23 protein-coding genes are annotated in these 22209 nt (G+C 52.0%); 4 read left to right on the plus strand and 19 right to left on the minus strand.

Translation table 11 applies throughout. From position 1 onward, the window contains the following. Positions 1-5: 5 nt before the first annotated feature. The 13 genes from FKP33_RS08145 to FKP33_RS08205 all read right to left on the minus strand — a co-directional run bounded on the left by FKP33_RS08145 (position 6) and on the right by FKP33_RS08205 (position 12489). Positions 6-1574: a benzoate-CoA ligase family protein gene (locus FKP33_RS08145; protein WP_141334463.1), complete on the minus strand. Its 1569-nt coding sequence runs from the start codon at positions 1572-1574 to the stop codon at positions 6-8. 115 nt (positions 1575-1689) lie between these two features. Next, positions 1690-2487 (minus strand): enoyl-CoA hydratase/isomerase family protein, encoded by a 798-nt coding sequence (locus tag FKP33_RS08150; RefSeq protein WP_127607555.1) that lies wholly within the window; start codon positions 2485-2487, stop codon positions 1690-1692. Between the two features lie 412 nt (positions 2488-2899). Then, positions 2900-3160, minus strand: coding sequence for a YciI family protein (locus tag FKP33_RS08155; RefSeq protein ID WP_127607557.1), 261 nt, complete (start codon positions 3158-3160; stop codon positions 2900-2902). Positions 3161-3232: 72 nt separating this feature from the next. Beyond that, positions 3233-4138, minus strand: coding sequence for an alpha/beta hydrolase (locus FKP33_RS08160; protein WP_141334464.1), 906 nt, complete (start codon positions 4136-4138; stop codon positions 3233-3235). A 95-nt stretch (positions 4139-4233) separates the two neighbouring features. Continuing rightward, the gene (gene pobA, locus FKP33_RS08165) at positions 4234-5418 is read right to left on the minus strand and encodes a 4-hydroxybenzoate 3-monooxygenase (RefSeq protein WP_141334465.1); all 1185 of its coding nucleotides are present in this window, start codon (positions 5416-5418) and stop codon (positions 4234-4236) included. 32 nt (positions 5419-5450) lie between these two features. After that, the gene (locus tag FKP33_RS08170) at positions 5451-6389 is read right to left on the minus strand and encodes an amidohydrolase family protein (protein ID WP_141334466.1); all 939 of its coding nucleotides are present in this window, start codon (positions 6387-6389) and stop codon (positions 5451-5453) included. 34 nt (positions 6390-6423) lie between these two features. Next, positions 6424-6615 (minus strand): 4-oxalocrotonate tautomerase, encoded by a 192-nt coding sequence (locus tag FKP33_RS08175; RefSeq protein ID WP_127607562.1) that lies wholly within the window; start codon positions 6613-6615, stop codon positions 6424-6426. Between the two features lie 17 nt (positions 6616-6632). Then, on the minus strand, positions 6633-7415 hold the full coding sequence (locus FKP33_RS08180; protein ID WP_127607564.1) for a 2-keto-4-pentenoate hydratase: 783 nt from the start codon (positions 7413-7415) through the stop codon (positions 6633-6635). A 20-nt stretch (positions 7416-7435) separates the two neighbouring features. After that, positions 7436-8449, minus strand: a complete 1014-nt coding sequence (gene dmpG, locus FKP33_RS08185; protein ID WP_054795663.1) for a 4-hydroxy-2-oxovalerate aldolase — start codon at positions 8447-8449, stop codon at positions 7436-7438. Between the two features lie 16 nt (positions 8450-8465). Next, positions 8466-9350, minus strand: coding sequence for an acetaldehyde dehydrogenase (acetylating) (locus FKP33_RS08190; RefSeq protein WP_141334467.1), 885 nt, complete (start codon positions 9348-9350; stop codon positions 8466-8468). 44 nt (positions 9351-9394) lie between these two features. Further along, positions 9395-10177, minus strand: a complete 783-nt coding sequence (locus tag FKP33_RS08195; RefSeq protein WP_127607566.1) for a 2-keto-4-pentenoate hydratase — start codon at positions 10175-10177, stop codon at positions 9395-9397. A 21-nt stretch (positions 10178-10198) separates the two neighbouring features. After that, a complete protein-coding gene (locus tag FKP33_RS08200) occupies positions 10199-11659 on the minus strand; it encodes an aldehyde dehydrogenase (RefSeq protein WP_054795661.1) in 1461 nt (486 codons plus the stop codon). A 29-nt stretch (positions 11660-11688) separates the two neighbouring features. After that, positions 11689-12489 (minus strand): DODA-type extradiol aromatic ring-opening family dioxygenase, encoded by an 801-nt coding sequence (locus FKP33_RS08205; protein WP_054795660.1) that lies wholly within the window; start codon positions 12487-12489, stop codon positions 11689-11691. 232 nt (positions 12490-12721) lie between these two features. Here FKP33_RS08205 and FKP33_RS08210 point away from each other — a divergent pair, with 232 nt between their 5' ends. Together FKP33_RS08210 and FKP33_RS08215 are read left to right on the plus strand one after the other, a co-directional pair. Further along, positions 12722-13498, plus strand: a complete 777-nt coding sequence (locus tag FKP33_RS08210) for an IclR family transcriptional regulator (protein WP_141334468.1) — start codon at positions 12722-12724, stop codon at positions 13496-13498. Between the two features lie 19 nt (positions 13499-13517). After that, positions 13518-14759 carry an MFS transporter gene (locus FKP33_RS08215; RefSeq protein WP_236595839.1) on the plus strand — a complete coding sequence of 414 codons (1242 nt, stop codon included), beginning with the start codon at positions 13518-13520 and terminating at the stop codon, positions 14757-14759. Between the two features lie 45 nt (positions 14760-14804). Here the strand turns inward: FKP33_RS08215 and FKP33_RS08220 are convergent, their stop codons facing one another. Both FKP33_RS08220 and iolG read right to left on the minus strand, forming a co-directional pair. After that, on the minus strand, positions 14805-15806 hold the full coding sequence (locus FKP33_RS08220) for a Gfo/Idh/MocA family protein (protein WP_258313410.1): 1002 nt from the start codon (positions 15804-15806) through the stop codon (positions 14805-14807). Between the two features lie 56 nt (positions 15807-15862). Next, complete coding sequence (iolG, locus tag FKP33_RS08225; protein WP_141334469.1) at positions 15863-16870, minus strand: inositol 2-dehydrogenase; 1008 nt, start codon at positions 16868-16870, stop codon at positions 15863-15865. Positions 16871-17050: 180 nt separating this feature from the next. Here iolG and FKP33_RS08230 point away from each other — a divergent pair, with 180 nt between their 5' ends. Beyond that, entirely contained in the window at positions 17051-17923 is an 873-nt protein-coding gene (locus tag FKP33_RS08230; protein ID WP_181410080.1) for a helix-turn-helix domain-containing protein, read from the plus strand. Positions 17924-17940: 17 nt separating this feature from the next. Here FKP33_RS08230 and FKP33_RS08235 read toward each other — a convergent pair whose 3' ends face one another. The 4 genes from FKP33_RS08235 to FKP33_RS08245 all read right to left on the minus strand — a co-directional run bounded on the left by FKP33_RS08235 (position 17941) and on the right by FKP33_RS08245 (position 21452). Continuing rightward, the gene (locus FKP33_RS08235) at positions 17941-19341 is read right to left on the minus strand and encodes an MFS transporter (RefSeq protein WP_141334471.1); all 1401 of its coding nucleotides are present in this window, start codon (positions 19339-19341) and stop codon (positions 17941-17943) included. A 185-nt stretch (positions 19342-19526) separates the two neighbouring features. Continuing rightward, complete coding sequence (locus FKP33_RS08240; protein WP_141334472.1) at positions 19527-20075, minus strand: DoxX family protein; 549 nt, start codon at positions 20073-20075, stop codon at positions 19527-19529. Between the two features lie 369 nt (positions 20076-20444). Next, positions 20445-20594, minus strand: coding sequence for a hypothetical protein (locus tag FKP33_RS27055; RefSeq protein WP_181410081.1), 150 nt, complete (start codon positions 20592-20594; stop codon positions 20445-20447). A gap of 147 nt (positions 20595-20741) precedes the next feature. Then, the gene (locus FKP33_RS08245; protein WP_141334473.1) at positions 20742-21452 is read right to left on the minus strand and encodes a Crp/Fnr family transcriptional regulator; all 711 of its coding nucleotides are present in this window, start codon (positions 21450-21452) and stop codon (positions 20742-20744) included. Positions 21453-21751: 299 nt separating this feature from the next. Between FKP33_RS08245 and FKP33_RS08250 the strand changes: the two genes are divergently transcribed. After that, positions 21752-22192 carry a GAF domain-containing protein gene (locus FKP33_RS08250; protein WP_141334474.1) on the plus strand — a complete coding sequence of 147 codons (441 nt, stop codon included), beginning with the start codon at positions 21752-21754 and terminating at the stop codon, positions 22190-22192. Positions 22193-22209 lie beyond the last annotated feature (17 nt).

Genomic DNA, 22209 nt, shown 5'->3' on the forward strand with positions numbered 1-22209 from the left:
GATGATTAAGATCCGGTCCGTAATTTAAAACGCTGAATTTTACCCGACTGTGTCTTCGGAAGCTCATTCACAAACTCGATCAGCTTCGGGGATTTATAGGAGGCAAGCTCGTTCTTGACGAAAGCTTGCAGCTCGGACTTCAAACTTTCGTGAGCAACGATCCCCTCCTTCAGTACGACATAAGCTTTCGAGACCGTAAGATCATCCTCCAGCTTCACTCCTACGACGGCAACCTCAAAAACGGTTTCATGTTTGATTAAAGCGTTTTCAATTTCAACGGGGGAGACCCAGATGCCATTCACCTTGATCATGTCGTCCGACCGTCCGCAGTACCAGAAATAGCCATCCTCATCCATATAATATTTATCGCCGGTATGCAGCCATTCTCCGATAAACTTACGTTTGTTCTCCTCATGCAGGTTCCAATACCCGTGGGCGATGCTGTCCCCCTTCACGAGCAGGTCGCCGACCTCCATAGCCGATGCGGGCATCCCGAGTTCGTTCACGACTTTCGCATCGTATCCGGGAACGATCTTGCCGGTGCTGCCTGGCCGAATATCCCCGATACCATTGGACAAAAAGATATGCAGCACTTCCGAAGAACCGATGCCGTCCAAAATATCAAGGCCGTACAGCTGCTTCCATTTCTTCATGAACTGCGCAGGCAGCGCTTCTCCGGCCGATATGCAGATTCGCACCGAGGAGAGATCGTATTTGCGCTGCGAACGTTCTGTCAGATCGATCATCGATCCGTATAAGGTAGGAACGCCAAAAAACACGGTCGGCCTGTATTTCTCGATCGTTTCGAGCACAACATCGGGCTTCGGACGTCCCTTAAGCAGAACGGTCGAAGCGCCTGCGCCGAACGGGAAATACATGCCGTTGCCTAACCCGTAAGCAAAATATAGTTTGGAAGCCGAGAACGTGATATCGCTTTCGTTCAATTGGAGCACATTTCGGGCGTAAGCGTTAAAGGCATACTCCATATCATGCTGCAAATGAATGATCCCTTTCGGATTGCCTGTGCTTCCGGAGCTGTACAACCAGAAGGCGGAATCGCTGTGCGTCGTATGCGCCCCTTCCAAGTTCGTCGATTCTCCGTTCGTCAATTGACGGTAATCCATCACGTCAGCTTCATGGTTAGCGCTTTCATGAATGACGATTACATGCTTGACATAACGCAACCGATCCCGGATGTCGCGGATTCGATACCATAAGCTTTGATGGGCCACAATGACCTTGGCTCTGCTGTTATTCAGAAAATACTCGTAATCTGCCGGAGCCATCGCCGTGTTGACCGGAATAGGAACGGCGCCGACCTTCACGGCCCCGAAGAAGCTTTCCACGAATTCCGGCGCATCGTCGCATAAGAGCAGCACACGGTCTTCCATCGTAATGCCCAATCGGAGCAGCGCATTGCCGAACCGGTGAACCGCCTGCTGCAGCTCGTCGTAGGTGATGGAGATATCCTGGAAGTAGATGGCGACTTTATGTCCTAGCCCGTTTTCCACATTTCGGTCTATAAAACGAGAAGCGGCATTATAAGGCAAACCCATTCCTTTCAACGTATCCATTGCATCCTCACCTTCAATCTGAAGTTGAGCGGCAATATTCTTTTTTTAGTCTGTCATCTAAAAATATTGCCGCGCAAGTACGCTCTCCACCATACTTTTCGCAAGATAGGCTCTGTTATTGTCCCTTCCAGTTCGGTTGACGCTTCTCAAGGAATGCGCTCAAGCCTTCTTTGGCGTCTTCCGAACGGAACAGCAGGTTTTGCAGCTCGCCCTCGTAACGAATGGCAACGTTCAGCGGCATTTCGATGCCGTTCTGAATCGACAGCTTAATATTGGATACGGCATAGGAGGCGCTGTTCGCCAGCTTCCGGGCGTATTCCAGCGTCAGCTCCCTTGCTTGCTCCTGAGGGAACACTTTGTTAACCAAGCCGATCTCAAGCGCCTCCTGCGGCGTCAGCAGATCGGCGGATATATTCAAATCAAGCGCGCGGGAAGGACCGATCAGACGGGCCAAACGTTGGGTGCCGCCCGTGCCGGCAAGAACGCCCAGCGTAACTTCAGGCAATCCGATTTTACCCGATTTGTCGCCCATAAACCGGAGGTCGCAGCCGAGAGCCATCTCCAATCCGCCGCCAACGGTATGCCCTTCCAGACAAGCGATGAACACTTGCGGCGAGCGCGCGATTTTATCCAATGTTTCGTTGCAGAACAAACAGAATTGCGTTTTGAATTTCGGGTCCGCCGCCTTCAGGAAGTTAATGTCCGCACCCGCAGAGAAAAAATTCGGCACGTCGCTCATCAAGACGGCAACCTTGATGCTCGGATCGAAACGGATATCGTCGATAGCCGCGTTAAGCGCTTTGTAAAACTCTAGGCTGTAGGAGTTCGTTTTGTTGATATGAAGATGAATTTCGGCGATGCCGTCTTCCTTCTTTAGCGTCAGCAAGCTTTCTTGTTTCGTTTCAGTTGCCATAGGGTATAGCCTCCTCTTAATATTATGTTTTTAATTCAACCGTCTACAATACATAATATACACAATTAACCGTTTACATTCAACAACTGAAAATCAACCAAACCACGCGTATATATGCGGAAAATAGGAGTAAATCTTGGATATGCTCCCTTATTCTCATATATTACGTTTTTTAGACGAATGTTCAATAAACATTTTACTCTCTCTTTTCGGTCGAATGCCGAATGGGAACGATCCCCTCACTCGCATAATTATTCCATGTCCGTATGGCAATTCCCTGCTGAACGGTCTTCCAACTTTCCCGCATTCCGGTTGGGTAGGCGCGCAATCTACAAAAAAAAGCCTGAATCATAAGATTCAGGCCTGCTGTTGAAACACCCGTATGTTTTTTATCCCAACCATCAGCTCACTTCTACTGCACCATATCCCACTCGTGAACTTCATAGGAGCGTGCGCCGGAACGCACATAGGGATCGTTCTCGGCCCACGTCCGCACGTCTTCTATCGCCTCGGCTTTATAAATGACCATACCTCCCCAGCCATCGGCAAACCGGCCATTGGCGAATATGTGCCCCTGTGCACGCTGCTCTGCAAGGTAGGCCAAATGCTCATTTCTATGCACCTGGCTTTTTTCTGCATCAAGCATCGGCAAAAAAACGACGAACATTTTCATGACGGAAACCTCTTTCTATACGTTATCTTTCAAGCAACCTCGTACGAAAATGGAAGCTGCATACTTTTCTCGTTATACATATGCCGTCAAAAATTTTCGGACGATCTCTAGGACGTCAGGCGTCCAGAAGCGGATGCCGTGCCCGGCGCCTTTCACTTTGTAGAACGTGACGTCTTGTCCCGCTTCTTTCAACGCTTCGTACAGCAATACGCTTTGATTAAACGGAACCAGCTCATCCTGGTCTCCGTGCATGATCAGGAACGGCGGCAACGCTTTTTCCCTGGAAATATAGGTGATCGGATTCGCTCTCGAAACTTTGTCCGGATGCTCCTGAATAGGACCGCCGATGAGCAAGGATTCAGGCGAGTCCCCGGCATCATGGTCCACTTTGGAAGGATACTTGTTCATTTGCAGCAAATCCGTAGGGCCGTAGAAATCGACGACGGCTTTCACTCCGCTGGACTGCTCCGTATACCGGTCCGATTCGAACTCCGCAAAACCTTCGCATACGCCGACTAAAGCGGATAGATGTCCGCCCGACGAATCTCCCCATACGGCAACCCGTGCAGGGTCAATCTGATACTTGTCGGCATTGGCCCTCAAATAGCGGATGGCTGTCTTAACGTCTTGAATTTGTGCAGGAAACGTTGCTTCGAGGGAATGCCGGTATTCGACACTCGCCACAACATACCCGTGATGGGCGAAGTCGGACAATTGAGGAATAGCCATATACAGACTTTGAGGAAGCCAGCCCGATCCTTGTACATACACCAGTAACGGATAAGGCCCCTTTGCTCGGGAAGGCATGACGATATTTATCTTTAAGGAGCGGTCTTCGTATTGAGCATACTCGATATCGGGCAAATATACACACGCATAGCCGTCATTTTGATCGCCATATACGATCTGCATGCCCTCCGGACTTTCTTGATCTGCAGGAACATGCATATCCCTGAATTTTATTTTCGGTGCAGACATCGGTCGGAGCTCCTTTATTCTGTATTGGGTAACGTCCACAAACTAAAGCAGCCTTGATCCTGTAGACCAGATCAAGGACGCTCAAGCGACTCCCGTTAAAACTCCATAGGCAGTCCGATATAATTTTCCGCGAGACTGGTCGATGCGGCACGCGAAGACGTGACGTAATCCAGCTCGGCCAATTGAATACCTCGTTCGAATGGTGTATGTCCTATGTCCCGGTGCAGCATCGTGGTCATGAACCAAGAGAAGCGCTCCGCCTTCCAGATGCGCCGCAAGCAAATTTCCGTATACCGATTGAGGATATCCGTCTTTCCAGCCTTGTAAAACGCTTCAAGCCCCCGCGCCAGCACTTGCACGTCTGCCGCTGCGAGATTCAGCCCCTTAGCCCCTGTCGGCGGCACGATATGAGCGGCATCGCCGGCCAAGAACAGTCTTCCGTACTGCATCGGGTCGCAAACGAAGCTGCGCATCGAAACGATGCCTTTTTGAAAAATCGGACCTTCGATGAGCTTAAACCCGTCCTTCGTCTCAAGCCTTGTGTGCAGCTCCGACCAAATCCGGTCGTCGGACCAGTTGTCGATATGGTCTTTGGCGTCGACTTGAAGATACAGCCGCTGAATTTGCGGGGAACGGGTGCTGACCAGCGCAAAGCCCTGTTCATGGTTCGCATAGATGAGCTCATGCGACGATGGAGGCGCTTCCACAAGGACGCCCAACCAACTGAACGGATAGATCTTCTGATATTCCTTGCGGACCGATTGCGGGATCGCCGGACGGCTCGGGCCGTGAAACCCGTCGCAGCCGGCAATATAATCGCATGCGATCTCTTGCAGTTCGCCGTCCTTATTCGGGCGGAATCGTATTTTGGGCGCGCTTGTATCCACATCGTGAAGACTTACGTCTCCGACATTGAAGTAAATTTGGCCCCCTGCTTGAAGCCGTGCCGCAACCAAATCTTTAATGACCTCGTGCTGCGCATAAACCGTGACATACTTGCCCCCGGTGAGCTCGTGAACATTGACCCGATGCCCGGTTCCGTTGAACCGCAGCTCAAATCCTTCGTGAAAATGCCCTTCTTTCATCATTCTTACGCCCACGCCCATCTGATTCATGAGATCCACTGTACCTTGTTCGAGCACGCCTGCACGGATCGTTCCCTCGATCTCCTCGCGGGTCCGGCTCTCGATAATAACGGACTCGATGCCTTGCAAATACAGCAGATGGGAGAGCAACAGCCCGGCAGGACCGGCTCCGATAATGCCAACCTGAGTACGCATAAATACCTCCTGTTGCTCCTTGATAGCGGTTATTATTTGTTCATCAGGGATTGAAAACCTTTCGCTCCGTTGATTGCCGGAGGCCACTCACATAAGTCGAACGGATAATCCGTGCCCGGCACAACCCGATCCTCTCCGACCAATTCCACCAAGTAGTTCAATCCATCGGGATTCCAGAGCACCGTATCATACCAGAATCGCCGGATCTGCTCCTGCGGCGATTGCTGCAGGTGGGCGAATGCCCCGCCCCACTTCTCATACCCTTTGGCCAGCCTTCCGATTTGGTAAGGAAGAAAGCCTCCGCCGTGCGCAAGCAGTACTTTGGCGTCCGGGTAACGTTCAAGCGTCCCGCTCAGCAGCAGGTCCGTGGCGCTAACGGTCGTTTCCCACGGTACGCCGATCAGGTTGGGCATCATCCGTTTGCTTAATCGCGGATCGCTGCACAACAAGGGATGAACGAATACGACGGCTTTCCGCCGGTTGGCCGCTTCCCAGAAAGGAGTGAAGCGCTCTTCGCTTAACAGGTGGCCGGACCAGGAGGAGGCCAGGATGGCTCCCTGAAGTCCGCCGTCCATGGCCCGCTCCAATTCCCGGGCAGCCGCCTCCGGATCGTTCATCGGCAGCGTAGCCAGTCCAGATAATCGGCCCGGATGGCTCCGCGCCCACTCCGCCAAGCTATCGTTATAAACGGCAGCCAGCTCCTTGGTGATGTCCGCTGGGAAATCATACAGAAACAGCTGGGGGATCGGGGAAACCAAGGAGTGGACAACCCCTTGCTTCCCCTGCTCTTCCAAATATAGAAGCGGATTCACGAACGCTTCCTTCAGCTCGAATTCCCAGTTTCCGTTGACGCTCAGGAACTCGGCTTTGTTCGGGTCCTTCTTGACCCAGCTGGCGTTAACCGAAGCCTTGTTCTCTTGCAGCCACCGCAGCACGTCGGGAGGGATAAAATGCGTATGAACATCGTACATCTTCAAGACCTCCAGGTAAGCTGATGGATACGTTTTACTTCCGTCTCTCCGATACCGGAACCCCGGCGATACCCCAGTGCGTCTTCGGAACTTCCGTGACGAGCACCCGGATATTTTCTTTCGGGGCATCCAGCTCTTCGGACACCGTATCGGTCACGCGGGCAATCAGGCTTTTCACTTTTTCAGGCGGACGGCCCTCCAGAATCTGGATGTTAATAATCGGCATATCTGATCATTCCTTTGCTATTCTTTTACAATAAAATCGACGGTACCCAGTCCATCGAACTTGGCCGAAACGGAGTCGCCCACATTCAGCATGACGGCGCCCGTTATTCCGCCGCTCAAAATAATTTGTCCGGCTTTCAGCTTCAGCCCTTTTCTTGCGAGCATATTGGCCAGCATCGCGACGGAGTTCGCCGGATGCCCGACGACAGCGGCTCCTGCGCCAAGATCCTTGATTTGTCCGTTAATGCTCAACGTAACACCGAGTAAGTCCAGCTCCAGATTGTCGGGACGCTTAATCGTGCTGCCAAAGAAAACTCTGGACGAAGAAGCGTTGTCTGCAATGACATCGGGAAGCGTAAACTGGAAGTTTTGGTAACGGCTGTCGATGATCTCGAGCGCAGGCAGCACGTAGTCCGTAGCCGCGAGCACTTGAGCTCCCGTAATGCCGGGGCCCTCGATATCTTTGCCCAGTACGAAAGCAATCTCCGCCTCCACCTTCGGGTGAATGAGATCGCTTATGGCAAGCTCCTGACCGTTCACTACCATATAATCGAAAATATATCCGTAAATAGGCTCGTTCACATTCATTTGCTTCATCTTCGCTTGGCTGGTTAACCCCATCTTCGGACCTACGATGCGGTAGCCTTCTTCCAGCTTCATATGCACCAATTGCTCTTGAATGGCATAACCGGCTTCAACGGTCAAATCGGGATGCTCGTTCGTTAGCTTGAGCACCTCTTTCTTCTCCACTTCCGCATTAATCAGGAAGCGGGCGAGGTCTTTGATAACAGTCTTATCCATCTTCGTCCTCCCGAATTTGTTTAGTTGCGTTGTTTGGCCAGCTCTGCGGCCACATCCACGATCATATCTTCTTGACCGCCAACGACTTTACGCTTGCCCAATTCAATTAACACATCCCGCGAGTCGATGTTGAACCGTTTAGCCGCGCGCTGTGCGTGAAGCAGGAAGCTCGAGTATACGCCCGCGTAGCCAAGCACCAGATTATCGCGGGTAATTTCTTGAGGAACCTGCAAAATCGGCGCAATCACTTCTTCTGCGACGTCCATAATTTTATAGAGATCGATCCCGGTCCGGATGCCCATATGCTCAAGCACGGCAATCAGCACTTCCGTTTGCGTATTGCCTGCGCCGGCTCCCAGGCAGCGGATGCTGCCGTCGATGCGTTTGGCCCCTTCTTCGATCGCAGCCAGCGTGTTGGCCATGGCCAGAGACAAATTGTTATGGCCGTGAAAGCCGACGTCCACCTGCAGGTTTTGACGAAGCGCGCGAACTCTTTCCTTGACCTGATGCGGGAGCAAGGCCCCTGCGGAATCGAACATGTATACCGCATCCGCACCGTAGCTTTCCATTAATTTGGCTTGCTCGACAAGCTTGTCGACCGGCGCCATATGCGACATCATCAGGAAGCCAACCGTTTCCAGTCCCAGCTCTTTAGCCTTGGACAGATGCTGCGCCGCAACGTCCGCTTCCGTCACATGCGTTCCGATCCGGGCCATCTTGACTCCAAGCTTGGCCGCTTCCTTCAATTCATGGACCGTACCGATGCCCGGTAATACAAGCACCGCGATTTTGGAGTCGCCGCTGACGGAGACGGCCGCTTCAATTAGCTCCATTTCATTCGTATGGGACAAGCCGTATTGCAGGGAAGAGCCGCCCAAGCCGTCGCCGTGGGACACTTCGATATAGGGGACACCCGCTTCGCCGAGCGCCTTGGCCACCTTCGCGACTTGCTCAACCGTATATTGATGGGCGATGGCATGGCTGCCGTCGCGGAGGGCCACTTCCGTAATCAGTAGATCGCGTTCTGTCGTCATCTTCGAGCTCGCCTCCTTACTTAGTCGTTTGGGCCAGACGGTGGCGTGCGATTTCTTCCGCCACTTTGACCGCAGCTGCCGTCATAATATCGAGATTACCGGAATAGGTAGGCAGGTAGTCGCCCGCCCCTTCCACCTCGAGAAACACCGTTACTTTGTTGCCGTCAAAAATCGGAGCCGTCCGAAGCCGGTACCCCGGTACGTACGATTGAATGGAGGCTACCATCTCTTCGATCGAGCGGCTAATCGCCTCTTCGTCCATCTTGTCGGGGTCGACTAAGGCATAAACGGTATCGCGCATCAGAATCGGCGGTTCGGCGGGGTTCAGAATGATGATCGCCTTGCCCTTCTTCGCTCCACCGATGCTTTCGATGCCGTGGGCCGTCGTTTCCGTAAACTCGTCGATGTTGGCACGGGTGCCGGGACCCGCGCTCTTGCTGGAAATGGTCGCGACAATTTCCGCATATTCCACCGGACACACCCGGTTCACAGCATGAACGATCGGGATCGTCGCTTGACCGCCGCAGGTGACCAAATTGACGTTATCCGCTTCGATATGCTCCTTGAGGTTGACCGTCGGTACGACCAGCGCGCCTACAGCGGCCGGCGTCAAATCCATGGCCAGCTTCCCTGCGTTTCGCAGCGCCTTCGCATGACGAATGTGGGCTTTAGCCGAAGTGGCGTCGAATACGATATCCGCCAGCTCCGGTCTTTCCAGAAAGCCCTGCAGACCGTTCTCAATGGCAACGTATCCCCGTTCTTTCGCACGAGCCAATCCATCCGACGCCGGATCAATCCCGATCATCGTCGTCATTTCCAATACTTCGGACCGCTCAAGCTTATACATTAAATCCGTGCCGATGTTGCCTGAACCAAGCACGGCGACTTTTATCTTGGACATGACATGCACCATCCCTTCATTATGTGTCCTGAAACCAAATAGCTTTAACCTTCGAAGCTTACGCTGACCTCGCCCAAGTGGGCAAGCCGCGCGCGGAAATGATCTCCCGGCTTGGCATGAACAGCTGCGGACAACGCGCCCGACAAAATCACTTCGCCGGCTTTCAGCGTAATGCCGAACTCGAACAATTTGTTGGCGAGCCACGCCACGCACGCTGCAGGATCTCCGAGAGCCGCGGCGCCTACGCCGGTATTCATAATCTCGCCGTTCTTATACAGCACCGAACCTACGAGAGTCAGATCGACGGCATCCGGCTTGACCGGTTTGCCCCCAAGGACATAAAGTCCGGAGGATGCGTTATCCGCAACCGTATCCTGGAGCTTGATCTTCCAATCGGCCACCCGGCTGTCAACAATTTCAAGCGCAGGCAGCACGTAATCGGTTGCGAGCAGCACATCCAGCGCCGTTACGTGCGGGCCGATCAAATCTTGTTTCAGCACAAACGCGATTTCCGCCTCGACTCTCGGCTGGAGCAAGCGGGAGAACGGAATGACTCCGCCGTTCTCCACAACCATATCGTCCAGCAGATGTCCGTAATCGGGCTGATCCACCTTCAGCAGCTGTTGCATCGCCAAGGAAGTCAGACCGATCTTCTTCCCTACGATGACGCTGCCTGCCTTCACTTTCTTATCGATATTGATAAGCTGCACCTGGTAAGCGTCTTGTATGGTCAGATCGGGGTCTAATGAAGTAAGCGGATCTACGCCCTTGCCTTGCCGGACCGCCTGCTCCAAATGATCTGCATAGTTGATCCATTTGCCATCCATTCGATTGTACCACCTGTCTGATTAGAGTTTGATGCAAATATTGGTTAACTCGGAGTAGAACTCGAAGCTGTGTACGCCTCCCTCGCGCCCGATGCCGCTTTGCTTCATACCGCCGAACGGCGTGCGAAGATCGCGGAGGAACCACGTGTTCACCCAGACGATACCGGCTTCGATCTGACCGGCCACCCGGTGCGCCCGGCGCAAATCGTTCGTCCATACGGAGGCGCTGAGCCCGTAATGCGTATCGTTAATTTGCTCGAGCACTTCTTCTTCCGTATCAAACGGAATGACCGTAACGACCGGTCCGAAAATTTCTTCTTTGACGACGCGGCAGTCGCGAGTGAGCCCGGTAATGATCGTCGGCTCCAGGTAGTAGCCTTTCTCCAAGCCTGCCGGACGTTTGCCGCCGTGCAGGATCGTGCCGCCTTCTTCGACGGCCAGTTTAATATAGCCGGTCACGCGCTCATAGTGCTCTTCGCTGATCAAGGCGCCGACTTTCGTCTTCGCGTCGAACGGATCGCCGACGACCAGCTCCTTCGTTTTGGCAACGAATTTATCCAGGAACGCTTCATAGGCGGAACGTTCAACATAAATTCTGGAGCCGCACAAACATACCTCGCCTTGGTTGATAAAGCTCGATTTGAGCGTCGTCTCGATCACTTCATCCAGATTGGAATCGGCGAAGATGACATTCGGATTTTTGCCTCCGAGCTCGTAGGACAACCGTTTCAACGATTTGGCTGCGGCAGCCATGATGATTTTCCCTGTCGTCGTTTCTCCGGTAAAGCTGATTGCATTCACATCCGGATGCTCGGTCAAGGCCGCGCCCGCCGAATTCGGGCCGAAGCCATGCACCAGATTCACGACGCCGTCCGGCACGCCCGCATCGCGACAAATTTCGGCCATTACCGTCGCCGTCATCGGCGTAAGCTCCGCCGGCTTCATGACGACCGTGTTACCGGCAGCAAGCGCAGGGGCCAGCTTCCAAGTCATCAAGAGAAGAGGCAGGTTCCACGGGTTAATGAGCCCGATAACCCCGACCGGACGGCGGATGGCATAGTTGATCGCCACATCGTCCATTTGGGTCGCTTCGTTCGTAATCGTGCGGATATAATCCGAGAAGAAGTGGAAGTTATACGCCGCCCGCGGAATGTCGATGCTGCCGGACAACCAGGTCGGTTTGCCGGTATCCAGCGATTCCAGTACGGAAAGCTCCTCTTTCCGCTCCAGAATCAGATCGCCTACCTTGCGCAGGATGGCGATGCGTTCATTCGCGGTCATCTTCTTCCAAGGACCGTTCAGCGCCTTACGGGCGGCTTGGACCGCCAGTTCGATTTCGGCCGCTCCACCTTCCGCAACGGTCCCCAGCTTCTCTTCCGTCGCCGGATTGATATTGTCGAACGTTTTCCCGTCAAGCGAAGGTACAAATTGGCCGTTAATAAAATGTAAACAATCGATTGGTTTCACCTTGGTTTGCTGCATGTCGAATTCTCCTCATCTATCTATATAATTTAAGATACGAACGAAATAATGGCGTTGGCGCTGCCGGAAGATTGGCCGTAGCCCCAGAACTCCGCGCGCTGCTTATCATCCAGCACACCCAGCAAAGCGGCCAAATGGCGGCCTCCCGATTCAACACCAGCGATTCGCGCGTATTGGGTCAACATTTCGCGGGCAGCGGTGTAATCTCCATTCATTAAATAGCCGATGAATTGGTTATCCATCGCCTGTTCCGACCGGGTCGGCATATGCTCACGGCCCCGGACCAGGTTGTGGGACAAGGCGCCGCTGCTGACGAACACCGCCCGTTTCTCGCTTTCCCTCAGCACTTTGCCGATTTGAAGGCCCCATTGATACGATTCTTCCAGGCTGGAAGCCAAGCACACCGATAAACTGATGACGGAGATGTCCTGGTTCGGAACCATGTAACGAAGCGGAACAACCGTACCGTAATCCCAAACATAAGTCGGATCGTTGATCTCCAGAATGGGAATACCGGCCGCTTTGCCCGCAGCCACCAGCTTGCGCGCCAACTCCTCATCGCCTGGATAGTCATACGGCACATCCGAGATAAGATCCGGGCACTCCATCGCCGTCAAGATTCCGGAATGCCTCGGGGTTGCATCCACGTAGTGATGAAAGGTTGCCGGAAAGTGACAAGACATCAGCACAACTACATCCGTCTTAAGCTCCTTGATGCGGTCCCGCATCTGCTTGAGTCCCTTAACCAAATCCTGTTGGAAGTCAGGCGTATTGGGTTCATGACAAATGCTTGGAACGTGCGCGGCTAACATAGCCATTTCCAAAGACATATGATCCCTCCCTAAATTTACCTTGATGAAAGCACTTACAATGGTTATGATTCAATATTACTCACTTCCGGTTCTGCAATCAACATCGCCGTTCCTCTATATGCAACGAGCTTTATTATTTTTTTCTCCTTCCTTTCGCCGTTCCGCTCATGCTATACTTGTTTTCAAAAAAATTCGTGCCGTATTCTTGTATAGGCAACAACAAACGAATGAGGCCATGTGGGGGATTTGTATGCCTGACAAACCAGCAGGGGAATCTACGCTTTCATCCGTCAAAAATTCGCTGCGGATCTTGAATAGCTTTACGAACGAGGAGCCTGAAAAACGGGTGATCGATTTAGCGAATGAGCTTCAGCTTGGAAAAAGCACCGTTAGCCGATTGTTAAGCACGCTGGCGAGCGAGGGCTTCGTCACCAAAGACCCCGAAACCCAGAAATACAGGCTGGGCTTACGGATCCTTACGCTAAACAGCATTGTCATTGCAAACCTGGAGGTTAATAAGGAAGCCCGTCCGATTCTCCGCAATCTGGTGAATGAAACCGGAGAAGCGGCCCATATTGCCGTATTGGAAAACCAGGAGGTCGTCTATACCGAGCAAATCGAGTGCTCCCATCCGGTACGTATCCTGTCTTATGTCGGACGCCGCAACCCGGTTCATTGCACCAGCTCCGGTAAACTTTTGTACGCTTTTTTAGACCGCGTGGCTATCGTGAAGCTGCTGCAGCAAGAACTGAAGGCGTATACGCCTAATACGATCACCGATCCTGATATCTTGAAAAAGGAACTGATGGAAATCAAACAGGCGGAATTTTGCTACAGCGATTGCGAGTTTTTACAGGACGTCGTCTCCTTTGCGGCTCCGATCCGCGATTATACGGGAAAGGTGATCGCCGCGATCTCTTTGGTAGGCCCGAAGCACCGGATTCTAAAGCATCAGCATGCAACCATCAAAAACAAGGTGATCAAGGCGGCCAAAGAAATTTCCAGAAATCTCGGGTATATGGCGTAAGGAAAGAGGGGCGGCTCGTGTGACAAAATTTCATTACGCGTGGATCATTCTTTTCATGTCGTTCGCAGGCGTATTGGGAGCCCAGGGAGTCCGTTTATCATTCGGTGCCTTTGTCGAGCCCTGGCAGCAGGCATTTGGCGTAGGCCGCGATTCGATCTCTCTCGTTTCCGCCGTCAGCTTTATCGTTTACGGGGTGACCGTCCCCATCTTCGGCAAACTGACGGACCGCTTCGGGGTTACGCGCGTGTTTGCATTCAGCGTGTTATTTACCGGCCTATGCACGATCGCCGTCGGCTTTACAAGCGACTTGTGGGAGCTTGCCCTCGTATACGGCGTTGCCGCGTCCATCGGATTCGGCGGCGCGTCCGGCGTCGTTGCGACCGTTGCGGTTACGCGATGGTTTGCCGCCAAGCGCGGCCTCGCTTACGGCATATTAGAGGCGGGCTTCGGTGCCGGACAGATGATCATCGCACCCGCTTCCCTGCTTCTGATCCATTCGATCGGATGGGAGCGCACCTCCGTCTATATGGGCTTGATGCTGATCGTCCTGTGTCCCGTATTGCTCGCTTTCTATCGTTCCAAACCGTCGGAGAAAGGCATGCTTCCCTTGGGGGGCGTGCAGGCTGAAGAGCCAGCGCCAAGTAGGCTTGAGCCTGCCAAGAAAGCTTCGACCCTGCACATCTTGAAGCTGCGTTCCTTTTGGCTGCTGTTCATTCCCTTCTTCATTTGCGGATACACCACAACCGGGCTGATGGATACGCACCTGATCGCTTACTGCAGGGGCGCCGGATACTCCACGGCTTTAACGGGAACCGCGGTCAGCGTGCTGGCGGCTTTCAATATCGTCGGATGTCTGCTATCGGGTAAAATAGCCGACCGCTGGAACCCTGCGATGATTTTAACCGTGTTATATCTCATTCGCGCCGCCACGCTGCCGATTCTCTTCCTGACATTCGATCCAGTTTGGCTGCTGGTGTTTTCCATTCTGTTCGGACTTGTCGATTTCGCCACGGTTGCTCCAACGACACTTTTGACCGCGGACCTGTTTCAAACGAACTCGCTTGGGCTCGTCCTCGGTCTTCTCACCTTGGGCCATCAGTTCGGTTCGGCCCTCGGAGCTTATTTCCCGGGCTGGCTGTATACGCAAACCGGCAATTACACGCTGCCTTTTCTTACGGCGGCGATTCTGCTCGTCTTCGCTTCCCTGTTAAACCTGATGTTTCCGCAAGCCGTGACGAAAAAAAGCGACCTTCCCTGCTGAAGGTCGCTTTCTTGTTAACGTATATTCGCCCGTACGGCGCGATGTTTATCTTATGCTTACCGGAGCGTGGTTATGGCTGGCTATAGAGGCGAGACAAGCATCGATCACTTTCATGTTACGGATGCTGCCTTCCGTGCCGTATCTTGGTTGGGTCCGGTCCAGAAGGCAGCTGGAAAGATGCTCCACGCCGAGCTTATAGTAGTTGCCGTAATGTCTTTCCTCCTGCATGTTCCCTTGCTGATCCGTCAGTTGGATAAGGCCTTCGCCGTCCGTTTGCGGGATGAAAGCTTTCGGAACGCGAATCGTCCCCCGGGTCCCTACAATTTCATACTCATGGCGCGTGGACATATTCATTCCGCAGTCAAAATAGGATTTCGTGCCGTTCGCAAAGTCAAGTATGGCAATAGCTGACAAATCAACCTGGTGGGACGCTGAAATACGGCCCCAGCTGGAGACACTTTCAGGCTCGCCCATGATTTCCCTAATCGCGTGGATACAATAGCAGCCGATATCGTATATACTTCCGCCGCCATTCTGAGGATGGAGACGGAAGTTGCCTTCGAGCTTTTTCAGCATAAAGGTAAAGGAGGAACGCATCAAGACGACCTCGCCGATGGCGCCGGATCGAACCATCTCTTTGACCCTCTGGTGCTGCGGGTGGAATTGATACATCAAGGCTTCCATAAAAAGAACATGATGCCGCTCGCATACGTCGATCATTTCGCTTGTTTCCCCAGCGGTCAATGCCGCCGGTTTCTCGCACAATACATGTTTGCCGCGAATCGCGGCAGCTTTCACCCATTTCGAATGCAGTCCGTTCGGCAGAGGAATATAAACCATGTCGATGTCCGGGTCATCCAACAGCTCCTCGTAAGTTCCATAAGCTTTAGGAATCCGGTACTTTGCGGCAAACTCCCGCTCCTTCCCGCTCCCGCTCGCAATGGCTGCAAGGGTGGCGTTGGAAGCCGATTGGATCGCAGGTATGACTTGAGTCTCGGCAATTTCCGCCGTACCCAAAATTCCCCAATTTATTTTATCGCTCATCATATTCCCCTCTCCTTTGCTGTCATCTTCATGCCTTGATCCCCTTTCGGATGCAAAACCTAGCCGGGGAGACGGACGGTTTGTCCCGTCTCGAACGATTTTTGGGCGGACAGCGCGATTTCAAGCGCTATTTTCCCATCGATTTCATTGACGGAGGGCGCTTCGCTTTTTCTTAGACAATCGACGAAATGATTCATTTCATTCAAATAAGCATCTTTAAACCGCTCCGGAAAAGCGGGCACAATATCATGGGTGCTTCCTCTCTTGGTCAGTATTTGAACGTCATGATAGCGTAAGGACCCGATGAGCAGGCTGCCTTCGCTGCCTATGACTTCTCCCCGAATATCGTACCCGTAGAAAGCATTCCGGCTGGCTTCTATATCCGCAGCGGTGCCGGAGTCGAACGCTACATAGGTAAGCGCCTGGTCGACGTCACCGTATTGTTCCATAAAGGAGTGGACCAGAATGTTCCCATGCGCCGAGACGGAAGTGACTTCCGCATTCAACAAAAATCGGGCGATGTCAAAATCGTGGATCGACATATCGAGGAAAATGCCCCCGCTGTTTTGGATAAATGCCGCAGGCGGAGAGCCCGGGTCGCGGGATACCCCTTTAAAATAAAGGGGCGTTCCGATGTCTCCGGCCTGTATTCTTCGCTGGGCTTCCCTATAAGCGCTGTCAAATCTCCTCATAAAACCGACCTGACAAACGACGTTGTTCTCTTTGATGACCCGAATCGCCCGGTCGGCTTCCTCTAAGTCATGGGTAAGCGGTTTTTCAATAAAAATATGTTTCCCGTGCTTCGCCGCTTGTTCGATCATATCCGCGTGCGTGCTTGTCGGCGTTGCTATAATAACCGCATCAATCGCAGGGTCTTCAAAAACTTCTTGATGATGTATCGCCGATTTCTCTATACCCAATTCACGGGCAACGGTTTCCGCCCGATTCTCGAATGGATCCAGAACGCTTACCAGCTTTGCTCCTTTCACTTTTGTGGCCAAATTTTCAGCGTGCCAATAACCAAGACGTCCCAGTCCAAGGACCGCGCAGCGTATTTGCTCCTTCATTGTCTACACTCCTCGATGTTTAATGGTGCTATATATACAAGAATAGCTGCCCAAGCCCCAAGTAAACATTCGATTTTGTGATTAAAAATTATACTTTTGTTGTTATTTTTTATGTTAAACTACATATGTATGCGCAATTATTTCACAGAAAGCGGCTGATCCTTCGTGGAGCAATTGTTTATGATCTCGAACCTGATTGGCTCGATACGGCTGGTGGACCTTCAATACACAATAGGACATAAAGGATATGCCTACGGCTCTCACCGCCATACGATTTTCGAGTTTATGTATGTCATTTCAGGTCAATTCGAACAAATCGTCAACGGACAGCCCTACGTATTAGGCACGGGGGACTGTCTCATCATCAAGCCCGGCATGTTCCATCATACCCCTCCTATTCATGAGGATGCCGAGTGGTTTGTTTTCCATTTTGAAGTGGAAGATAAACGAATACATGAAATTCTTCAACTGATCCAACACCCTGTCATTAAGAAGGACAAAGAAAAAAGTATCCACAACTTTGTGAATACCTTTATTGATGAATATGGGTACTTTCTCCATAATCTAAGTGCGCCGGAAACCGAAAAAACGTCTGAATCGAAGTATGCGGCCGTCATTATGCTGAAGGTTCAATCCTCGATTCTGAATCTGATCAGTCTGTTATCCGACTATTTCTATCATCAATCGGAATCCTCCGCTCCGCCATCGATTCAACCCTCACTGCTTAATTTGGCCCACGAGGCCGCTTACTGGATTGAAAAAAGAGCCATCGACCCCATAAGAATCGGTGAGCTGGCGAGTCAATTAAATGTCGACCGTTCCCATTTAACGAATTGTTTCAAAAAGGTTTATGGCATTTCGCCTCGGGGGTATTTGACAAAAGTGAGAATTCGAATGGCGAAAGGCTTGCTGACGGATACCGATTGGAGCATCGAAAAAATCTCTCAGGAGCTCCAATTTTCCTCCCCTGCTCATTTCATTAAATTTTTTCTTAAAGATGTCGGTCTGACGCCGTTAAAGTTTCGCAATCATACGAAGACAAGGACGGTTTAAGATAAGGGTTCATTTCCTTATTCGGCGTATGGCGTCTGGGGACGATGGCTCGGCATTTTCAAGGATAAAACCAGGATAGCCACGCTGATGACGGCACAAACGGCAGCCATCGTGTGCAGTCGCTGTGTCGAGAACTCGCTGCTGAAGATCGCTCCCAGCAAGCTGGAAGAAAGAATCGTCCCCATGAATCTGGAGGTCATGAACAAGCCTGAAGCGATTCCCGTCTCCTTCGTAGACACGTAGGAATAGAGCGCCGTCTGCAAACCGAGATTCTGAAAGCCGTTGCTGATTCCGAATACGGATAAGAAGGCAAAAATCACATAGGGCAAGGTGTTGTCGTGCAAGAGCAGCAAGAGCAGCGAGCCGGCCATAACGAATAGCGAACCTGCGATTAGCGGACTTTTGGAACCGGATTTGTCGATCCATCTGCCCACCCATGGCGTTACAAACACGCTGAATCCGGATACGGCCAGCATAATCAAACCGACCCGCTGCGCATCGAAGTGCCGAACTTGCTGCAAATAAGAGGGAATGCTGAACATCACCGAATAGAACACGATATTCACACAAATAAACTGGATATAAACCATGCATACGTTTAGATTGTTTTTCAGAAAAAACACATCAATAAACGGCTGCTTCCGCCGCTTTTCAAACTGATAAAATAAAAAGCTCATCACCAGGCTGACGATAAGCAGCCAGACGTTAAGGCCCTGTTCGAAGGATAGAAAGAAAAACAGCCAGCTCACAATCAGCGCGGTGAAAAAGACGATTCCCCAAAGATCCAGACCTCCGGAAGCGATCGGTTTGCGAGGGCCGTCCTTCGGCAAAATCTTGATGGACATGAAGAAAGATATGAGAATGACGGGGAAATTCACAAAGAAAATGGCCGGCCAATCTCCGTATTGGATCAAGAACCCTCCGATCGAAGGTCCAAAGGCAGCTGACGTTGAAGAGAAGATCGACATGACGCTCAGCGCTCTCGCCTGATTATCCGTAATACTGCTGCGGATCATGCCCATCCCCGCAGGAAACAGCGAAGACGTGCCGATTGCCTGGATGACGCGAAAGGCCATCAGCCAGCCGATGCTTGGAGAAAATGGAGCCAGCATCGACGAGATCGTCACCAGCAGCAGACCCAGCAGAAATATGCGCTTGCGCCCGAGCATATCGCTCAGCTTTCCCATAACAGGCTGTGCGACGGCGCTTGCTACGTAATAAGTGGCGATGAGCCAGGATATGGCGCTATACGGCACTTGGAATTCTTGCTGCAGCCTGGAGAAGGCAACCGAGATCATCGTCGTATTCAATGGATTTAAGAGCACTCCGAAGCCTATGGCTGTAATTAATAACATCTGACTTTGGGGAGACATCTGCCCCTGCTTATGACGCATCTCGGTCTCAGAGGGTTTAGACATTCGCGATCGCTCTTTTCTCTCTATTAGTTTGGAATCTTTCAGGCACGACGAACTGACGTTAAACTGAGTGTAACATGCCCGGCTGCTCCTTGCCAGTACGTTACACTCGAATTGCCGTTCGGCGAGCTGTTCGCAGAAACAGGGGAGCAGGTCGTCAAGTCGACCTGCTCCCCTGTTTCTGCTTATCAAACTCGTGCCGGTTTGATTACGCCTCCGGTTCCGTTCGGGTTATTCTTCTTTCCAGCTTTATTACGGGTGACAAGTTTACGGAGCAGCGGGAGCAAGTAATAATCCAGACCTAATTTACCGGCGTTGGCCCCCGCCATGAACAAGATCCCGCCGATTAGAACGAACCACGGGTTCGTGCTTACCGTGCCCGCGAACATGAACATGAAGTTCATCAGAAGTCCGAAGAAAGCGGCCGCGGTAGTTAAAGCCCCGAGGATTAAACCAAGACCGACTAAAAATTCGCCAAGCGGTATGAGGAAGTTAATCATCTTTACGTTCGGAACGGCAAAGGTGTTGATGAAAGCGGTGAAGGTCGGGTACACCAGCTCATTCGTCGCTTTATCGATTACCGGTTTGGCGACCGCGTTATTCAAGAAACCGCCTGCATTGAATCCCCCCGTTAATTTTTGCCATCCATGTGTGAGCCACTCGTAACCGAGATACAACCGGATGAATAAAAGGACCACAGCTGCGTATTTATTTTCTCTAAGACATTGAACGAACATGACGATCATCTCCTCGTTGTGAAATTTTTCACTTGATTTGGCGCAATAAACGAACCTTGATTATTTCGACTCTCGCCGGGATCGGAATTGGGATCGGAAATGTTTCATCTCTCATTTTCCTTTCGTTGTGGTGTGGTTTTGCTTCCCGTCTACACCTTTATTGTACTACAGGGTTGCTGGCGCAGCTGTGATCTAAATCACCGGGTGAGCCGAAACCGGCCAATGACTTTCCTGCTTCTGAAGGCAGCCCGATTCCAGACGGTATGACGGTATGACGGGGCACCCGGTTCAGAAACTTCCTTATCGCGAATGCCGGTACCGACCGGACCGGCATTCGATCATCTATATGAGCCTTGCAAAGTCTCAGGCTTATAACGGCTCCCCGGCAGCCCGATCCTCGCCTGCAGGCCTGTTATCGCCTTCACGAACCGGCGGCTCTACCTTGCAATCCTCGCAAATCCAGCTTTCCCCTACCGGACCCTTGCCTGTTTTTTTGGCGCACTTTTCACAAGTAATCATCTGCAGCACTCTCCTTTATCAAGGTTTATACGTACTTACACCGTACTTCTTCCCGGGCGAAGCCGCTGTGATCTTCCTCACAATGTGAAGTCAACGAGGCTGTAAGGTTGGTTGCGGCATCATAGGGGCGGTTCTCGCCCCCCATTCTTACATGCGGCAAATTTCTTTCGGGCAGCTCTCGCATTGACAAACATCGCGAAGATACGTTAAGTCCTTGATTAGAATATGCCCGTCTTTATATTCAACGACGTCTTCTTTTCTCAAATCGCTTAACATCCGGTTCACGCTTTCCCTCGTCGCCCCAATCATATCGGCCATTTCCGAATTGTTGATCTTCAGGTCGACAAATATATGATCTTCTTTCAGGACGCCGTAGGAGTTGCTGAGCCGAATGAGCAGTGAACATAGCGCGCCGGTTTTGCCGAACATCATCAAATCCCGAAACTTGGTCTGGGTCAAGCGGTGCATCAAGCCCATCCACTTCATGAACTCCACAGCCAAGTCCCCGTGCTGCCACAGCAGCACCTCCAGGTCTTTGCGCTGAATGATGCCGATCTTGCCGGGCTCGGTGACTTCCGCGCTGAAGGTATGCACCGAGTCTTGAAATGGATCCAATTGCCCGAATAAATCGCCTTCTTGATGCAGGTACATCGTCAGACTTCTTCCGCTATCGGTTGTCTTCGTCGTCCGGACCCGGCCGCTGATAATAAAGTACAGCTTCTCCGCCGAATCCCCTTCCCAGAACAGATAAGATCCTTTCTCCACCTGCTTTATATACATAATGCTTTGCAGCTTATCGAAACTATCCTTGGAAATAACGTCCAAAATGCCGCAGGTTGGATTGACTTGAGCCATCATGTCGCCGTCCTCCTTCGAACTGTTTGCGCTATAGGTATCATATAACGGCCAGCCACTTATTCACATCGGGGGTTCTCCTGATTTATGAGGGGAGAATCTCCCGATCCCGGTGTCAGAAGAGGCGCAGAAAACCCCGATTTCATTCCTTTTACCTTCGTATTCGGCGCTTGGGCATCAGGAGATCCCCGAAACACATTTAGGGGTTTTCCCTGAATTACAAAGAGAGGCGGAAAGACTATAATGGGAGGTAATGAAAACGGTTCAACCGTAAAAGCTGCAGTGGGGGGAGGAGGCCTGACATGCCGGCATTCATACAGATCATTACCGGGGAGCTGGAAGCCTTGTGCCGCGCAACCTCCAGCGACTTCTCCGCCTTATCTTTCGCGCCGAATCATGAACCTCGTATTCGCTGGAAGTATGCTTTCGGCAATCGCAGCGAACGCTATAAGCAGATGGTTGTAAAACCCGGATTGGGTCCGGGCGGTTTGACCCTGAGAACAGGCAAAACGACCCGTTGGACGGATTTTCCGGCTGCCCGGCCCGGCTTGCCGATGGAATGTCCCCTCGTTGCCTCCGAGCTGCTTCATGCCGCCGCGGCGGTTCCGATCACCATGCGCGAGACGGTATACGGCGTGCTCCTGATCGCAAGACGCTCGGCCGAAGCTTACGCGGACAGCGACATCGACACGCTTTATCAACATGTTCAAACGCTGCAATCGCTCCTCGAGCCTACTTTATGAATCCAAGCAGAATGCTT

This window comes from Paenibacillus sp. tmac-D7, from assembly GCF_006519665.1.
GTDB lineage: Bacteria > Bacillota > Bacilli > Paenibacillales > NBRC-103111 > Paenibacillus_G > Paenibacillus_G validus.

Excerpts from the sequence above, each read along its gene's own strand:
- FKP33_RS08240 (WP_141334472.1), bottom strand. The coding sequence starts at position 20,075 with ATGTTCGTTCAATGTCTTAGAGAAAATAAATACGCAGCTGTGGTCCTT.
- pobA (WP_141334465.1), bottom strand. The coding sequence starts at position 5,418 with ATGCGTACTCAGGTTGGCATTATCGGAGCCGGTCCTGCCGGGCTGTTG.
- FKP33_RS08235 (WP_141334471.1), bottom strand. The coding sequence starts at position 19,341 with ATGTCTAAACCCTCTGAGACCGAGATGCGTCATAAGCAGGGGCAGATG.
- FKP33_RS08210 (WP_141334468.1), top strand. The coding sequence starts at position 12,722 with ATGCCTGACAAACCAGCAGGGGAATCTACGCTTTCATCCGTCAAAAAT.
- FKP33_RS08200 (WP_054795661.1), bottom strand. The coding sequence starts at position 11,659 with ATGCAGCAAACCAAGGTGAAACCAATCGATTGTTTACATTTTATTAAC.
- FKP33_RS08190 (WP_141334467.1), bottom strand. The coding sequence starts at position 9,350 with ATGTCCAAGATAAAAGTCGCCGTGCTTGGTTCAGGCAACATCGGCACG.
- FKP33_RS08155 (WP_127607557.1), bottom strand. The coding sequence starts at position 3,160 with ATGAAAATGTTCGTCGTTTTTTTGCCGATGCTTGATGCAGAAAAAAGC.
- dmpG (WP_054795663.1), bottom strand. The coding sequence starts at position 8,449 with ATGACGACAGAACGCGATCTACTGATTACGGAAGTGGCCCTCCGCGAC.
- FKP33_RS08175 (WP_127607562.1), bottom strand. The coding sequence starts at position 6,615 with ATGCCGATTATTAACATCCAGATTCTGGAGGGCCGTCCGCCTGAAAAA.
- FKP33_RS08170 (WP_141334466.1), bottom strand. The coding sequence starts at position 6,389 with ATGTACGATGTTCATACGCATTTTATCCCTCCCGACGTGCTGCGGTGG.
- FKP33_RS08250 (WP_141334474.1), top strand. The coding sequence starts at position 21,752 with ATGCCGGCATTCATACAGATCATTACCGGGGAGCTGGAAGCCTTGTGC.
- FKP33_RS08220 (WP_258313410.1), bottom strand. The coding sequence starts at position 15,806 with ATGATGAGCGATAAAATAAATTGGGGAATTTTGGGTACGGCGGAAATT.
- FKP33_RS08145 (WP_141334463.1), bottom strand. The coding sequence starts at position 1,574 with ATGGATACGTTGAAAGGAATGGGTTTGCCTTATAATGCCGCTTCTCGT.
- iolG (WP_141334469.1), bottom strand. The coding sequence starts at position 16,870 with ATGAAGGAGCAAATACGCTGCGCGGTCCTTGGACTGGGACGTCTTGGT.
- FKP33_RS08160 (WP_141334464.1), bottom strand. The coding sequence starts at position 4,138 with ATGTCTGCACCGAAAATAAAATTCAGGGATATGCATGTTCCTGCAGAT.
- FKP33_RS08150 (WP_127607555.1), bottom strand. The coding sequence starts at position 2,487 with ATGGCAACTGAAACGAAACAAGAAAGCTTGCTGACGCTAAAGAAGGAA.
- FKP33_RS08205 (WP_054795660.1), bottom strand. The coding sequence starts at position 12,489 with ATGTCTTTGGAAATGGCTATGTTAGCCGCGCACGTTCCAAGCATTTGT.
- FKP33_RS08230 (WP_181410080.1), top strand. The coding sequence starts at position 17,051 with ATGATCTCGAACCTGATTGGCTCGATACGGCTGGTGGACCTTCAATAC.
- FKP33_RS27055 (WP_181410081.1), bottom strand. The coding sequence starts at position 20,594 with ATGATTACTTGTGAAAAGTGCGCCAAAAAAACAGGCAAGGGTCCGGTA.
- FKP33_RS08195 (WP_127607566.1), bottom strand. The coding sequence starts at position 10,177 with ATGGATGGCAAATGGATCAACTATGCAGATCATTTGGAGCAGGCGGTC.
- FKP33_RS08245 (WP_141334473.1), bottom strand. The coding sequence starts at position 21,452 with ATGATGGCTCAAGTCAATCCAACCTGCGGCATTTTGGACGTTATTTCC.
- FKP33_RS08180 (WP_127607564.1), bottom strand. The coding sequence starts at position 7,415 with ATGGATAAGACTGTTATCAAAGACCTCGCCCGCTTCCTGATTAATGCG.